Genomic DNA, 13,998 nt, shown 5'->3' on the forward strand with positions numbered 1-13,998 from the left:
AAGTCATGAACCCACGCGCAACTCGCATAACGCCCGGCATCAACTTCGATGCCCTGCCCATGGGCCGCGACGCCTTGTCGGTCCGCCGCCGCGTCGAAGCGATGGAGCGCGTGATGGAGGGACTGTTCGTCATCCCTGGAACCAACCGCAAGGTCGGCATGGACGTCATACTCGACATCATACCGTTCGCCGGCAGCACGATCGCCGCCGCGGTCGGCACGTGGATGGCATGGGAAGCCCGCAATATCGGCATGTCGAAGATCCAGATGGCGCGGATGTTCGGTAATATCGGCATCGACTGGGCATTCGGGATGATCCCGTTCGTCGGGGCGATCCCGGACTTCTTCTTCCGCTCGAACACGCGCAACCTGCGGATCATCAAGCGCCATCTCGACAAGCACTATCCGTCGACCACCACGCTGGAGGGGTAAGGCCGCCGGCCCTCCCCTCCTCGATCGATCGACCGATTTACGGACCGACGTCGGCGTCGCGCGCAGTCGGCTTGTAGGTCGCGCTCGAACCGAGGCCGAGCGCTACGGCGACCCGGTCGTTCCAGCCATAGGGATCGGCGCGGATCACCGGTTCGCCCGCATCGTCGAACAGCACCGTCTGGTATAGCAGCCTGACCGGAATTTCCTTCGGCAGCTTCACGAACGTCTCCTTGCCGGTCGCCCGCGCCTGGTGCCACTGGTCGGTGACGCCCTGGTCCTTGGCCAGCATCTCGGCGAACCCGAGCGCATCCTCGACGCGAACGCAGCCATGGCTGCGCTGGCGCTGAATTTCGGCGAACAACTGCTTGGCGGGCGTATCGTGGAGGTAGATCGCGTGATCGTTCGTCATGTCGAACTTGACGAGGCCGAGCGAGTTCTTGGGGCCCGACTGCTGGACGAGCCAACCATCCTTCCACGCCAGATTGTTGGCGCGAAGATAGGCGGCACCCTTGCCCGCCATCTCCTTCTTCTCGACCGACCGCGGCACCGTCCAGGTCGGGTTGGCGACGAGGCGGAAGATCGGCGAACCGAGCTGCGGCGTTTCCTTGTCGGGCTCGCCGACGACGACCTTGCGGCTGTCGACCAGCTTGCCGTCACGCCAGTAGCTCAGGCGGGCGGCGGCGAGGTTGACGTCGATCCGCGTTCCCGGCGCATTGCGATCGAGCCAGCGAAGCCGCTCCATGTTGACCGCGATCGCGCGCGCACGGTCGGCATCGGACAAGTTCAGGATGCCCAGCGCCGCGGTGCCGATCATGCCATCGGGCTTGATCCCGTAATCCGCCTGCATCTTCTTGATCGCGAGGATCATCGCAGGGGTCAGCCGATCGCCCTGCGCCGCCGCACGATCGAGATAATCGAACGCGACGAGCTGCTGTGCGATCGCGGGTACGCGAGGGTCGGCCTGACCCGGCTTGATCGCCTCGCCATTGTCCGGAATGACCTCACTCGCCGGCTGCTCCTGCTTGGGCAATGCGAGATAGGCCTTCGACAGCCGCGCGTAATTGTCGTCCTGCGGCGCGAGGCTCGACAGCCACTTGCCGATATCCCCGGCCTGAAGCGCGGCGGCCAGCCCTTGCGCGACATCCACCTTCGATCGGGGAACGGTGTACACGTCGAACAGCTTGGCGGGGTCCGTCGCGCCTTGCGCCAAAGCCGTGCCGTAGGCGATCGCCGCCTTGGTCAGCGCCGCGTCGTCAGCACCGGGTTGCGCGCTCGCATCGAAACTCATCCGGTCCAGACCATGGGCACCACGCGCCGCGATCGCCTTGCGCAACTGCTCGGCGGTCGTCTTCGTCCAGCCTGCCGGCTTCGCGGCCGCCGCAGGGACCTGCTGGTTCGCAGCGGTCGTCGTCTTGACCTCGCAGCCCGAAAGCGCAGCCGTCATCGCCAGCAGCGATGCACCGATCGAAACAATACGCACCAAAATTTCCCCCCAATGACCTGACCTGTGGCCTAGAATGCACAACGCAGTACGCCGGCCCCTGCTCCACCCCGCGCATCCTGCTGCGAGATAAAGCCTGGGGCGGGCGCTTTTTCGGTCCGTGAGCCTCATTCTGCAACCCGGATCGCGCCCGTCGCGTTATACGCCGCACGCATGATCAAGGTCGCCAGCTACAATATCCACAAGGGCATCGGGCTCGATCGACGGCGTAACCCCGAGCGCGTGGTCGAGGTGCTGCGCGAGATCGATGCGGACGTGATCGCGTTGCAGGAGGCCGATCGGCGGTTCGGCGCGAAGGCCTGCGTCCTGCCGCACCATCTGCTCGAGGAGCATAGCGACTGGGTGCCGGTCGATTTCGGCCTGCGGTCGCTGAGCATGGGCTGGCACGGCAACGTCATCCTCGTCCGCAAGTCTGCAAAGGTCATCGACGGCGAGGCGATCCATCTGCCGGCACTCGAACCGCGCGGCGCGGTAATGGCCGACGTGCGGTTCGCGGAGGATACGATCCGCGTACTCGGCATGCACCTGGATCTGTCAGGGCTTTGGCGGCGCAAGCAGGCGGCGGCGATCCTGAACCATGTCGATACCTGCGCGCATCGTCACCCGACCGTGCTGATGGGCGACCTGAACGAATGGAGCGCGGGTGCCGGCTGCTTGCGCGATTTCGGACGCGACTATGCGTTTGCCGAAACCGGCGCGAGTTTTCATTCGCGCCGCGCGGTCGCACGGCTCGACCGCATCATGGTATCGCGCGACTTGAGAATCGTCGAATGCGGCGTGCATGCGAGCCCGGCGGCGCGGAAGGCTTCGGATCATCTGCCGATCTGGGCTATGCTGGAGCCCGTATAATCGAACACCGACGAGCAGACGGGACGAGGATCTAGAATGCGCGAGAAAGAACTCCGCCTCGCGCTCGTCTGCTATGGCGGGATCAGCCTGGCAGTCTACATGCACGGCATCACCAAGGAAATCTGGCGGCTGGTCTGCGCGAGCCGCGCGTTCCACGACGGTGAAACCCCGAAGGGCGGCAGCGAGGGCGTCTATCACGCGCTGCTCCAGGAGATCGAAGAGCATGCGTCGATCCGCGTGCGCGTGCTCGCCGACATCATCGCGGGCGCTAGTGCGGGTGGGATCAACGGCATCTTCCTCGCGCAGGCGATCGCGACCGGGCAGAGCCTCGATCCGCTGACCGACCTCTGGATGACGTCGGCGGACGTCGAGGCGCTGATCGATACCGAGGCGGCACCCAAGTCGCGATTCTCGAAGGCCTGGGCGATGCCGCTGGCGTGGATGGCGGCAGGGCGCAGCACGGACAAGGTCGAGGCGCTCGACGAGCCGACGCGCGAGGAGGTGCGCACCAAGCTGTCGCACTTCATCCGATCGCGCTGGTTCGAGCCGCCGTTCGGGGGGAAGACCTTCACCAACCTGCTGCTCGACGCGTTCGATGCGATGGCGGCGAGCGAACGCGGACCGCGGCTGTTGCCGCCGGGCCAGCCGCTCGACCTGTTCGTGACGGTGACGGATTTTTCGGGCCATCCGGAACGGTTGCAGCTCAACTCCCCACCCGAAGTGGTCGAGACCGAACACCGCCTGGTCGTCGATTTCACGGATAATGGCGGCGTTTGCGACACCCTGGCGCCTGCCGGCGAACTCGCCTTTGCGGCGCGGGCGACGTCGAGTTTCCCCGGCGCGTTCCCGCCGTTCACGGTGGCCGAACTCGACGGGGTGCTGAAGGATCGCAAGATCGCCTGGCCCGAACGCCGCGACTTCCTTGCGCGCGTCCTGCCCCGCCATACCGCTGCCAACGCCGCCGAGACCGCCGTGCTGATCGACGGCTCGGTGCTCGCCAACGCGCCGTTCCGACCGGCGCTGGATGCGCTGAAGGAACGCCCTGCACGCCGTCAGATCGATCGGCGCTTCATCTACATAGACCCCTCTCCCGGCATCAAGCTCCGGCTCAATCGCGGCGAGGGCACGCCGGGGTTCTTCCAGACGATCATCGGCGCGATCAGCGACATTCCCCGCCAGCAGCCGATCCGCGACAATCTGGAGGCGATCGCCGAACGCTCGGCGCGGATCGACCGGATGCGCGGGATCCTGACCGCGATCCGCCCCGAGGTGGAGGCGGACGTCGAATCGCTGTTCGGTCACACGCTGTTCCTCGACCGGCCGACCGCGCCGCGACTGATCGCATGGCGGCGTCGCGCGCAGAAGGCCGCCGCTGTCAGTTCGGGCTATGGCTTCGTCGCGTACGGCCATCTGAAACGCAGCGCGGTGATCGAAACGCTGGCGTTGCTGTTGTTCGATGCCGGAGAGCACCACCGGCCCCGGCGGCTGGCACAGATCCGCGCGGCGATCGTCGCGCACGTCGCAACATCAGGCGCCGACCTGCTTGGCTCGGGGCACGCGGGCGGGGCAAGCGCTGCGTCGATCGCGTTCCTGCGAACCTTCGACATCGGCTTTCGCATCCGACGACTGCGGCTGATGGCGCGGCGCCTGTCGGAGGTGGAGACGGCCGCCGACGAGCTCGAGCTAGGGCCGATGCGCGACGCGATCTACGAGTCGCTGTCGCCCTACCTCGATCGTCTGCGGGGCGAGATGCACGTCGGGCTGCACGACGCGGTGCGCGGCATGAGAGGCGACGCCACCGCCGTACTGGAAACGCTCGGCCGGACGTTCGATCTGGACCGGCTCGATGCGGAAACCGACCTGCGGCTGGCGGAGGCGTTCGCCGCACTCGCGAAGCCTGCACGGCGGACGCTGTTGCTCGCCTATCTCGGCTTCCCGTATTTCGACACGGCGACCCTGCCGCTGCTGCAAGGCGAAGGCCTCGACGAGTTCGACCCGATCAAGGTCGACCGGATCGCGCCCGACGATGCGACCTCGATCCGCTCGGGTGGAGCCGAGACGACGCTAAAGGGCATCCAGTTCGGGACGTTCGGCGCGTTCTTTAGTCGCGCCTACCGCGAGAATGATTACCTCTGGGGGCGCCTCCACGGGGCCGAGCGGATGATCGACATCACCGTCTCGACCTTGCCGCAGACGGTGCGGATGAAGCCCGGCCGCGTTGCCGCGATCAAGCGTTCCGCGTTCCTGGCGATTCTCGACGAGGAGGAGCCGAGGCTGACCACGATACTGCCGCTGATCGCGCAGTTGCGTACCGAAATCGGCTGACAGCCGCACTTCTTCGGCAGAAGACTGGCCAAACGGGCGATCTGGCGGTAGCTCTCGGGTCCCCATCGGTGCTTCGGCACCGAGGGACGCGATAGAGGTGGCCACATGCAGTTCCTGAAAATCCTGTTCTGGTGCCTGCTGGCGTTCATCGCCGCAGTGTTCACCATCAGCAACTGGAACGCGGTGCAGATCCAGCTCTGGGGTGGGCTGATCGCCGACGTGAACCTGCCGCTGCTGCTGCTGGTGACGTTCCTGATCGGGTTCGTCCCGACGATGATCTACAATCACGCGATCCGGTGGCGGCTGCGTCAGCGCCTCGCGACGTGCGAGCGTTCGCTGGCGGACCTGCGTACGCCGCGGCCCGAGACAGTAGTTGCGGTGCCGGCGGTCGCGGTGCCGGCGGAGACCCCCGCAATCGTGACGCCGCCCACCGTTACACCAACCACCATTCCGCCGAGCGTCGCCTGATGACCAACCGTATCTTCGTCGCGCTCGACACGCCCGACCTCGCCCGCGCCAAGGCCATCGCTACCCGCGTTCGCCATCATGTCGGCGGGATCAAGCTCGGCCTCGAATTCTTTTCCGCGCATGGCCAGCCCGGCGTGCACGCGATGGCGGAATTCGGCCTGCCGATCTTCCTCGACCTGAAGCTGCACGACATTCCGAACACGGTCGCCAAGGCGGTGCAGGCCTTGGGTGCGCTCGAACCAGCGATCCTGACGGTCCATGCCAGCGGCGGTCGCGCGATGCTGGAGGATGCCAAGGCAGCGGCACCGATCGGCACCAAGGTCATCGCGGTCACGATGCTGACGAGCCTGGACGCGTCCGATCTCGCGGCGACCGGCGTAGTCGGCAGCGCGCACGATCAGGTCACGCGCCTGACCGAGCTTGCCTGCGAGGCAGGCGTCGACGGTATCGTATGCTCGGGTGCCGAAGTCGCGGCAGCCAAGGCGATCTGGCCGAAGGGGTTCTTCGTCGTCCCCGGCGTGCGCCTTCCCGATGGCCAGATCGGCGACCAGAAGCGCGTCGTCACGCCGCGCCAGGCGATGGACGCCGGCGCCTCGATCCTGGTGGTCGGTCGCCCGATCACGCAGGCCGAGGACCCCGACACCGCCGCCCGCGCGATGGCCGCGACGCTCTGAACGGCCGCCGTCGTCCTGACGAAAGTCAGGAGGACGGGACGTGTTGCTGCCGAAGGAACCAGCATGACTACCGCCAAGATCTGCGGCCTCTCCACGCTCGCCACGCTCGACGCTGCGATCCGGCACGGGGCGAGTCATGTCGGGTTCGTCTTCTTTCCCGCCTCGCCCCGCCACGTGACGTTTGCGAAGGCGGCCGAACTTGCCGCACGCGTACCGGGCCATGTCGCCAAGGTCGGCGTGTTCGTCGATCCAGAGGACGACATGCTCGAACAGGCGGTAGGGTCGGCCGCGCTCGACGTGCTCCAACTCCACAAGGTAACACCGCCACGCGCCGCCGCGATCCGCGCGAAGTTCGGGATCGAGACCTGGGTCGCGGTGGCGGTTCGCACGCGCGGCGATCTGGATGCGGCGCACGGGTTCGTCGGGGTCGCCGACCGAATACTGTACGACGCGAAGACTCCGGACTCGGCCGCGTTACCCGGCGGGATGGGGTTACGGTTCGATTGGGACCTGCTCGACGGGTTCAAGCATCCGCTGCCCTGGGCGCTGTCGGGCGGGCTCGATCCGGCGAATGTCGCGGAAGCGATCCGGCGGACAGGGGCGGAATTGGTCGATGTCTCGTCCGGCGTCGAAAACGAGCCTGGCGCGAAGGACGAAGCCAAAATCGCGGCGTTCCTGAAAGCGGTCGCCGCGCGCTAGCACCACCCCGGCGAAGGCCGGGGCCCAATTGGAAAGGTCGAGGTAACGGAGCATCCGACTCTCCAAAAAGCCTTTCCCAATGGGGCCCCGGCCTCCGCCGGGGTGGTCTTTAGCGGAAACGGAAGGGGTGACAGCGATTTACGAAGTGCTAAACGCCCCTGCATGAACGCTCCCACCCTCGCCCCCAACTCCTACCGCGCCCAGCCCGACGAGCGCGGCCATTTCGGCGACTTCGGCGGTCGCTATGTCGCCGAAACGCTGATGCCACTCGTCCTCGAACTCGACGAAGCGTACCGGGCTGCCAAGGCCGACCCCGCCTTCAAGGCGCAGTTCGACGATCTGCTCGAGCATTATGTCGGCCGCCCGAGCCCGCTCTATTACGCTGAGCGCCTTACGGAAGCTTTGCGCGAGTCTGCTCCCGAGGGGATGGGCGCGCAGGTCTGGTTCAAGCGCGACGAGCTGAACCACACCGGCGCGCACAAGATCAACAATTGCATCGGTCAGATCCTGCTCGCGATGCGAATGGGCAAGACGCGGATCATCGCCGAGACCGGCGCGGGCCAGCACGGCGTCGCCACCGCCACGGTCTGCGCGCGCTTCGGCCTGCCCTGCGTGATCTACATGGGCGCCAAGGACGTCGAGCGTCAGGCCCCCAACGTGTTCCGCATGAAGCTGCTCGGCGCCGAAGTCCGCCCGGTCACGTCGGGCGCGCACACGCTCAAGGACGCGATGAACGAGGGCATGCGCGACTGGGTCGCCAACGTCCACGACACCTTCTACATCATCGGCACCGCTGCGGGCCCGCATCCGTATCCCGAGATGGTGCGCGATTTCCAGAGTGTGATCGGCACCGAGGCGCGGGCGCAGATGCTCGCGCGCGTCGGTCGCCTGCCCGACATGCTGGTCGCGGCGATCGGTGGCGGCTCGAACGCGATCGGGCTGTTCCACCCGTTCCTCGACGATGCCGACGTGCAGATGCTCGGCGTCGAGGCAGCGGGTCACGGGCTCGACAAGCAGCATGCGGCGAGCCTCGCGGGCGGGTTCCCCGGCGTGCTCCACGGCAACAAGACCTATCTGTTGCAGGACGAGGACGGCCAGATCACCGAGGCTCATTCGATCTCGGCCGGCTTGGATTATCCGGGCATCGGCCCCGAGCATGCTTGGCTGCGCGACATCGGCCGCGTCCAGTATGACAGCGCCACCGACACGGAGGCGCTCGACGCGTTCCAGTTGCTGTGCCGGACCGAAGGCATTATCCCCGCGTTGGAGCCAAGCCACGCGATCGCCACGGTGACGAAGAAGGCGCGCGAGATGCGGCAGGACCAGATCATCCTGGCGAACCTGTGTGGCCGCGGCGACAAGGACATCTTTACCGTCGCCGAAGCACTCGGGGTGGCGATATGACTTCGCTTCTGCTCCCCTCCCGCTTGCGGGAGGGGTCGGGGGAGGGCCTGTTCGCTCCCCGGACATTCGATACGTGGCTATGTCAGCCCCTCCCCCAACCCCTCCCGCAAGCGGGAGGGGAGCTGTGAGCCGCCTCGCCAGCACCTTCGCGCGCACCGCCGCCGCCGGTCGCGCTGCGCTCGTTGCGTTCGTCACCGCGGGTGATCCGACCACCGAGGCTACCGGCCCGATTCTTGACGCGCTCGTCGCGGGCGGGGCGGATGCGATCGAGCTCGGCATGCCGTTCACCGATCCGATGGCCGACGGCCCCGCGATCCAGGCCGCAAACATCCGCAGCCTTGCGCAAGGGACGCGCACCGCGGACATCCTTGCGACCGCCACCGCCTTCCGCGCGCGGCATCCGGACGTGCCGCTGGTCCTGATGGGCTATGGCAACCCGATGCTCCGGCGTGGCGCCGACTGGTTCGCGCAGGCGGCTGCCAACGCTGGTGTTGACGGCGTGATCTGCGTCGACGTGCCGCCCGAGGAAGACGATGCGCTCGGCCCTCAGTTGCGTGCCGCCGGGATCGACCTGATCCGCCTCGCCACCCCCACCACCGATGCTGCCCGCCTGCCGACCGTGCTCGATGGCGCGAGCGGGTTCCTCTATTACGTCTCGGTCGCGGGCATCACTGGGCTCCAGCAGGCGCAGCAATCCTCGATCGAGGATGCCGTCGCTCGCCTCAAGGCACAGACCGACATCCCGATTGCGGTCGGCTTCGGCATCCGCACGCCTGAGCAGGCCGCCAATGTCGCACGCGTTGCGGACGGCGTCGTCGTCGGCTCGGCGATCGTCGAGCTGGTCGCGCAGCACGGTGCAGCTGCCGCCGAACCGGTCCGCGCCTATATCAAGTCTCTCGCCGACGCCGTCGCGAGCGCACGAAAGGTCCCCGCATGAGCTGGCTCAACAGCGTCCGCAACGTCCTGCCCTTCGTCGCGAAGCGCGAGACGCCCGAGAATCTCTGGCACAAGTGCAAGGGCTGCGGGCAGATGGTCTTCACCAAAGAGCTCGAGGACAACCTGTATGTCTGCCCCAAATGCGATCACCACGACCGCATCGGGCCGAAGATCCGCTTCGCGCAGCTGTTCGACGAGGGTAGCTGTTCGGAACTGCCGGCGCCGAAGGTCCCCGAGGATCCGCTCAAGTTCCGTGACCAGAAGCGGTATACTGATCGCCTCAAGGCGGCACGGACCGACAACAGCGAGCAGGACGCGCTGATCAACGCACGCGGCGCGATCGACGGCCACCGCGTCGTCGTCGGCGTGCAGGATTTCGGCTTCATGGGCGGCTCGATGGGCTTGGCCGTCGGCGAGGCGTTCGTTCGCGGCGTCGAGGCGGCGATCGAGGACCGGGTTCCCTACGTGATCTTCACCGCGAGCGGTGGCGCGCGCATGCAGGAGGGCATCCTCAGCCTGATGCAGATGCCGCGCAGTACGGTCGCGATCCAGATGCTGCACGATGCCGGGCTGCCGTACATCGTCGTGCTCACCGACCCGACCTCGGGTGGCGTGATGGCGGCGTATGCGATGCTCGGCGACGTCCAGATCGCGGAGCCCAAGGCGACGCTGGCGTTCACTGGTCGCCGCGTGATCGAGAGCACGATCCGCGAGAAGCTGCCCGAGGATTTCCAGACGAGCGAATATTATCTCGAGCACGGGATGATCGACATGGTCGTGCACCGGAAGGACCTGCGCGAGCAGCTCGGTACGGTGATCGGGTATCTCAGCGCGCGCGAGGCCGCGTAACGAACCTACTCCCTCTCCCCTTCGGGGAGAGGGTCGGGGTGAGGGGCAGCCCAGCAGCGCCGCGCCCCGGTATAGCCCCTCACCCCAGCCCTCTCCCCGGAGGGGAGAGGGAGCCTAGAAGAATGCCCGACCACGCCGTTTCTTCCTCGCCCGCAGTTCAGGCGCAGCTCGACCGATTGACCGCATTGTCGCCCGGCGCGGATATTCTCGGCCTCGAGCGCATCACCGCGCTGCTGAGCCGCCTCGGCGACCCGCACCTTTTGCTCCCCCCGGTGTTCCACGTCGCCGGCACCAACGGCAAAGGCTCGACCTGCGCGTTCCTGCGCGCCGCGATCGAGGCTGCCGGGCACAGCGTCCATGTCTATTCCTCGCCGCACCTCGTCCGCTTCAACGAACGCATCCGCGTCGCGGGCAAGCTGATCGACGACGACCTGCTTGCCGCCTTGCTGTCGGAAGTGCTCGACCAAGCCGCCGACCTCCAGGCGAGCTTCTTCGAAGTCACCACCGCCGCCGCGTTCCTTGCCTTCGCGCGCACGCCCGCCGCTGCGACGATCGTCGAAGTCGGGCTCGGCGGCAGGCTCGACGCGACCAACGTCATCCCCACCCCAGTCGTCACCGGCATCGCTGCGCTCGGCATCGATCACCAGTCGTTCCTCGGCGATACGCTGCTGGAGATCGCCGGCGAGAAGGCGGGCATCGCCAAGCCCGGCGTGCCGCTCGTCACGATGGACTATCCCAAGGCCCTCCGCGCTAAGATCGCCGCCGTCGCCGATGCCGTTGGCGCACCGGTGTTCACCCGCGGCACCGCCTGGACCAGTGAAACTGCGCGATCGACCGTCCGCTACGAGGATACCGGCTTTTCGGTCGTTACCAACCGCCCCCGGCTCGTCGGCGCGCACCAGTCTCGCAACCTCGCGCTCGCGATCGCGATGCTTCGTCACCAAGGCGCGCTGCACATTCCCGAAGCCGCGATGCGCGCCGCCGCGGACTGGGCGCACTGGCCCGGGCGCATGCAGCGATTGTCGGATGGCCCGCTGCTCGCGCGATTGCCCGAGGGCAGCGAATTGTGGCTCGACGGCGCACATAACCCCAACGCCGCGCAACCGGTCGCGCGTGCGCTGAGGACGCTCGCCAAGGGCCGCCCGGTGACGCTGGTCCTCGGCATGCTCGCGAACAAGGACGCGGACGCCGTGATCCGCATCCTATCGCCATCGGTCGGCCACGTCATCGCCATCCCCGTCCCCGGCCACGCCCATCACGCGCCCGAGGAACTTGCGACGCTCGCCCGATCGTTCGCAAAGACCGCCGGAACAGCCGCCACGCCCAGTGAGGCGCTAGGCTCGATCGCCGCACAAACCGACCAGCCGCAACTCGTGCTGATCGCCGGCTCGCTCTACCTTGCCGGTGAAGTGCTCGCCGCAAACGACCAACCGCCGGACTAAGTTCTTATTGCTATTGACTATCAATAACCAACGGGCGACTTTGTGGGCACCACCACGGAGTCGCGTGAATGACCGATACCCGCCCCAATTCGACGACCAACTCGACGGCCGCCTCGACACAGACCATCGCCAGCGCGACCTCGCTGCTGCCCCATGCGCTACCGCCTTGTGAAAACGCGCGAATCGCCTTGTTCGCGATGCGGCGGATGGGCGCACACGGCCTCGCCGACGCCCGCGCATCGCACACGATGTTCACTGCGTTCGGGCAAGGCTTCCGTCGCCCGCTGGTCCTGCTGAGGGCACTGATGGCTGACCTTGCCGGTACTTCGGCGGGCACGATCGCGATCGCCCCGTGCTGCTGCGCGCGGATGACCCCGGCGGAATCGGCGATGCTGTCGGTGCTCGCGCGCGTCGAAACTGCGCCCGAGATCGCACGCTATCTTATGGCCGACTTGCTCGGCGTCCGTCGCATCGACGGCGTCCTCGCCAGCGCTGCCGCGGTCGCAGCGGCGTTTGCCGACGAGGGACGCCCGATCACGGTGTAGCGATGGGCTAGACCGGATCACCGGCGCGGGCGTCGCCTTCACCCTCGACGCCCGCGCTGCCGATCGAACGGTCGATCATCCCCGACCGACTCATCCACCAGAACAGGACGATGCCCGGCAGCGCGAGGGCGGTCGTCAGTAGATAGAAATCGACATAGCCGAATGCCTCGATCAAGGCACCGGCAGTGGTGCCGGTGACGATCCGTCCGACGATACTTGCCGCCGCCGAGATCAGCGCGAACTGCGCCGCGGTGAAGCGCAGATCGCACAGCGCCGAAAAGTACGCGATCACGACGACGCCGCCAAAACCGCTCGACGCGTTCTCGAAGCCGATCGCTGCCGCCATGCCGAAGTTCGAGTGCCCAGCCGCCGCCAGCGCCGCGAACGACAGGTTCGAGACGCCCATCAGCACCAGCGACAGCAGCACCGATCGCTTCATACCCATCCGCGCGTACAGGATGCCACCGATGAAGATGCCCACCAGATAGGCGATGAAGCCGATCCCGACATCGTAGAACGCGATCTCGTCGCCGGTGAAACCGAGGTCGTCGAACAGCAGCCGCAGCGTCAGATTGGCGAGCGTGTCGCCGACCTTGAAAATCAGGATGAAGGCGAGGACGATGAACGCCCCTTCGCGCGAGAAGAACTGGACGAACGGCCCCCATATCGCGCGAAAGCCCTCCGCGAGACCGCGGCGTTCGATCGGCGGACGGCGGCGTTCGGGCTCGCCCAGCACCAAACCCGCCAAGACCGCGGGCAATGCAAAGACGACGCACGCCAGATAGGCCGCGTTCCACCCGGCGCGCTCGGCAACGACCAGTGCCAACGCCCCCGAACCCGCCGAGCCGATCCGCCAGCCATATTGGCTCATTCCCGACCCGACGCCCAGTTGGCGAGGTTCGAGCGTCTCGATCCGGAATGCGTCGATCACGACGTCGAAGGTTGCCCCAGCCGCGCCGACCAGGATCGCCGCGGTTGCTGTCGCTGCAATGCTCGCGGCAGGATCGACCAAGGCAAGATTGATCACCGCCGCGACGACAAGCGCGGCGGTCACGATCAACCACGAAACGCGTTGGCCCAGTCTCCCGATGATCGGCAGCCGGACGCCATCGACCACCCACGCCCACAGGAACTTCAGATTGTAGACAAGGAAGGCGAGGCTGAACGCCGTCACCGTCTTCTTGTCGATACCACTAGCCGCGAGCCGCGTCGTCAGCGTCGCGCCGATCATCGCATACGGAAAGCCCGAGGATATGCCGAGCGCCAATGCTCCCAGCGGCGCCTTCTCCGCATACGGCCGGAAGCCGTCGCTCCAGCGCTTGCCTACGGTTCCGTTCATCGCACTTACGCTCCCCACTCGCTCGCGCGGACCCTAACGGGAAATCGCGGATGCGCTACCCGTCAGGCGATGGAGCGTGGGGAAACGTCACGCCGTCCGCGGAAACAACGTGAAGCCAGACGGCACGCGCGTCGGCTTACCACCGCCAAGCATAGCCTCGATCGCCTCGATCGCCGCGATCAGGTCGCGCGGCATGTACGGCTTGGCCATGCAGCCGGCGGCGAGCGTGGTCGCTTCGACCGGGCAGCTTCCCGTCACGAACATCACCGGCACGCCACGGGCCTGTGCCGCGCGTGCGACATCGATGCCCGAACCGTCCGCGAGGTTCACGTCGACCAGCACCAGATCGATCACCGTGTCGCTCGCCAGGATCGGCAAGGCCTCAGCGACCCGGTCGATCGTCGCGACGATCGTGAACTTCGCATCGGTCAGGAAATATTCGGTGTCGAACGCGACCAGCGGTTCGTCTTCGACCACCAAAAGCCGGACAATCTGCCGCTTCTTCTTCCCGAACAACATTGCCGACAGGCCCCCGG

At 66.7% G+C, this 13,998-nt stretch carries 14 protein-coding genes; 11 read left to right on the top strand and 3 right to left on the bottom strand.

What is annotated here, in order from left to right; genetic code table 11:
- The first annotated feature begins 59 nt into the window (after positions 1 to 59).
- Positions 60 to 431 carry a DUF4112 domain-containing protein gene (locus IFT67_RS05055; RefSeq protein ID WP_244647166.1) on the top strand — a complete coding sequence of 124 codons (372 nt, stop codon included), beginning with the start codon at positions 60 to 62 and terminating at the stop codon, positions 429 to 431.
- 37 nt (positions 432 to 468) lie between these two features.
- Here the strand turns inward: IFT67_RS05055 and IFT67_RS05060 are convergent, their stop codons facing one another.
- Complete coding sequence (locus IFT67_RS05060; protein ID WP_342450561.1) at positions 469 to 1,911, bottom strand: L,D-transpeptidase family protein; 1,443 nt, start codon at positions 1,909 to 1,911, stop codon at positions 469 to 471.
- A 174-nt stretch (positions 1,912 to 2,085) separates the two neighbouring features.
- On the opposite strand from IFT67_RS05060, the gene IFT67_RS05065 reads away from it, so the two are divergent.
- From IFT67_RS05065 to IFT67_RS05110, 10 genes are all read left to right on the top strand, one after another.
- Entirely contained in the window at positions 2,086 to 2,781 is a 696-nt protein-coding gene (locus IFT67_RS05065; protein WP_192145283.1) for an endonuclease/exonuclease/phosphatase family protein, read from the top strand.
- Between the two features lie 36 nt (positions 2,782 to 2,817).
- Positions 2,818 to 5,106, top strand: coding sequence for a patatin-like protein (locus tag IFT67_RS05070; RefSeq protein ID WP_192145285.1), 2,289 nt, complete (start codon positions 2,818 to 2,820; stop codon positions 5,104 to 5,106).
- Positions 5,107 to 5,211: 105 nt separating this feature from the next.
- Positions 5,212 to 5,574, top strand: a complete 363-nt coding sequence (locus IFT67_RS05075; RefSeq protein ID WP_192145287.1) for a lipopolysaccharide assembly protein LapA domain-containing protein — start codon at positions 5,212 to 5,214, stop codon at positions 5,572 to 5,574.
- Positions 5,574 to 6,248, top strand: coding sequence for an orotidine-5'-phosphate decarboxylase (gene pyrF, locus IFT67_RS05080; protein ID WP_192145289.1), 675 nt, complete (start codon positions 5,574 to 5,576; stop codon positions 6,246 to 6,248). Before IFT67_RS05075 ends, pyrF begins: the two co-directional genes overlap by 1 nt.
- 63 nt (positions 6,249 to 6,311) lie before the next feature.
- Positions 6,312 to 6,947 carry a phosphoribosylanthranilate isomerase gene (locus IFT67_RS05085; protein WP_192145291.1) on the top strand — a complete coding sequence of 212 codons (636 nt, stop codon included), beginning with the start codon at positions 6,312 to 6,314 and terminating at the stop codon, positions 6,945 to 6,947.
- 162 nt (positions 6,948 to 7,109) lie between these two features.
- A complete protein-coding gene (gene trpB, locus IFT67_RS05090) occupies positions 7,110 to 8,351 on the top strand; it encodes a tryptophan synthase subunit beta (RefSeq protein WP_132898051.1) in 1,242 nt (413 codons plus the stop codon).
- Positions 8,352 to 8,475: 124 nt separating this feature from the next.
- Positions 8,476 to 9,288 (top strand): tryptophan synthase subunit alpha, encoded by an 813-nt coding sequence (gene trpA / locus IFT67_RS05095; RefSeq protein ID WP_192145293.1) that lies wholly within the window; start codon positions 8,476 to 8,478, stop codon positions 9,286 to 9,288.
- Positions 9,285 to 10,136, top strand: a complete 852-nt coding sequence (gene accD / locus IFT67_RS05100) for an acetyl-CoA carboxylase, carboxyltransferase subunit beta (RefSeq protein ID WP_056486848.1) — start codon at positions 9,285 to 9,287, stop codon at positions 10,134 to 10,136. The genes trpA and accD overlap by 4 nt, the downstream gene beginning before the upstream one ends.
- A 122-nt stretch (positions 10,137 to 10,258) precedes the next feature.
- Complete coding sequence (locus tag IFT67_RS05105) at positions 10,259 to 11,578, top strand: bifunctional folylpolyglutamate synthase/dihydrofolate synthase (RefSeq protein ID WP_192145295.1); 1,320 nt, start codon at positions 10,259 to 10,261, stop codon at positions 11,576 to 11,578.
- A 68-nt stretch (positions 11,579 to 11,646) separates the two neighbouring features.
- The gene (locus tag IFT67_RS05110; RefSeq protein WP_244186687.1) at positions 11,647 to 12,123 is read left to right on the top strand and encodes a DUF6628 family protein; all 477 of its coding nucleotides are present in this window, start codon (positions 11,647 to 11,649) and stop codon (positions 12,121 to 12,123) included.
- Between the two features lie 7 nt (positions 12,124 to 12,130).
- Here the strand turns inward: IFT67_RS05110 and IFT67_RS05115 are convergent, their stop codons facing one another.
- Positions 12,131 to 13,462, bottom strand: a complete 1,332-nt coding sequence (locus IFT67_RS05115) for an AmpG family muropeptide MFS transporter (protein ID WP_107961655.1) — start codon at positions 13,460 to 13,462, stop codon at positions 12,131 to 12,133.
- 87 nt (positions 13,463 to 13,549) lie between these two features.
- Positions 13,550 to 13,981 carry a response regulator gene (locus tag IFT67_RS05120; RefSeq protein WP_056060487.1) on the bottom strand — a complete coding sequence of 144 codons (432 nt, stop codon included), beginning with the start codon at positions 13,979 to 13,981 and terminating at the stop codon, positions 13,550 to 13,552.
- Between the last annotated feature and the right edge of the window lie 17 nt (positions 13,982 to 13,998).

Source organism: Sphingomonas sp. CFBP 13728 (assembly GCF_014841895.1).
Taxonomy (GTDB): Bacteria; Pseudomonadota; Alphaproteobacteria; order Sphingomonadales; family Sphingomonadaceae; genus Sphingomonas.

Bases quoted from the DNA above. Each gene is read 5' to 3' on its own strand.
- IFT67_RS05055 (WP_244647166.1), top strand. From the start codon at position 60: ATGGGCCGCGACGCCTTGTCGGTCCGCCGCCGCGTCGAAGCGATGGAG.
- IFT67_RS05065 (WP_192145283.1), top strand. From the start codon at position 2,086: ATGATCAAGGTCGCCAGCTACAATATCCACAAGGGCATCGGGCTCGAT.
- IFT67_RS05070 (WP_192145285.1), top strand. From the start codon at position 2,818: ATGCGCGAGAAAGAACTCCGCCTCGCGCTCGTCTGCTATGGCGGGATC.
- IFT67_RS05075 (WP_192145287.1), top strand. From the start codon at position 5,212: ATGCAGTTCCTGAAAATCCTGTTCTGGTGCCTGCTGGCGTTCATCGCC.
- pyrF (WP_192145289.1), top strand. From the start codon at position 5,574: ATGACCAACCGTATCTTCGTCGCGCTCGACACGCCCGACCTCGCCCGC.
- IFT67_RS05085 (WP_192145291.1), top strand. From the start codon at position 6,312: ATGACTACCGCCAAGATCTGCGGCCTCTCCACGCTCGCCACGCTCGAC.
- trpB (WP_132898051.1), top strand. From the start codon at position 7,110: ATGAACGCTCCCACCCTCGCCCCCAACTCCTACCGCGCCCAGCCCGAC.
- accD (WP_056486848.1), top strand. From the start codon at position 9,285: ATGAGCTGGCTCAACAGCGTCCGCAACGTCCTGCCCTTCGTCGCGAAG.
- IFT67_RS05105 (WP_192145295.1), top strand. From the start codon at position 10,259: ATGCCCGACCACGCCGTTTCTTCCTCGCCCGCAGTTCAGGCGCAGCTC.
- IFT67_RS05110 (WP_244186687.1), top strand. From the start codon at position 11,647: ATGACCGATACCCGCCCCAATTCGACGACCAACTCGACGGCCGCCTCG.
- IFT67_RS05115 (WP_107961655.1), bottom strand. From the start codon at position 13,462: ATGAACGGAACCGTAGGCAAGCGCTGGAGCGACGGCTTCCGGCCGTAT.
- IFT67_RS05120 (WP_056060487.1), bottom strand. From the start codon at position 13,981: ATGTTGTTCGGGAAGAAGAAGCGGCAGATTGTCCGGCTTTTGGTGGTC.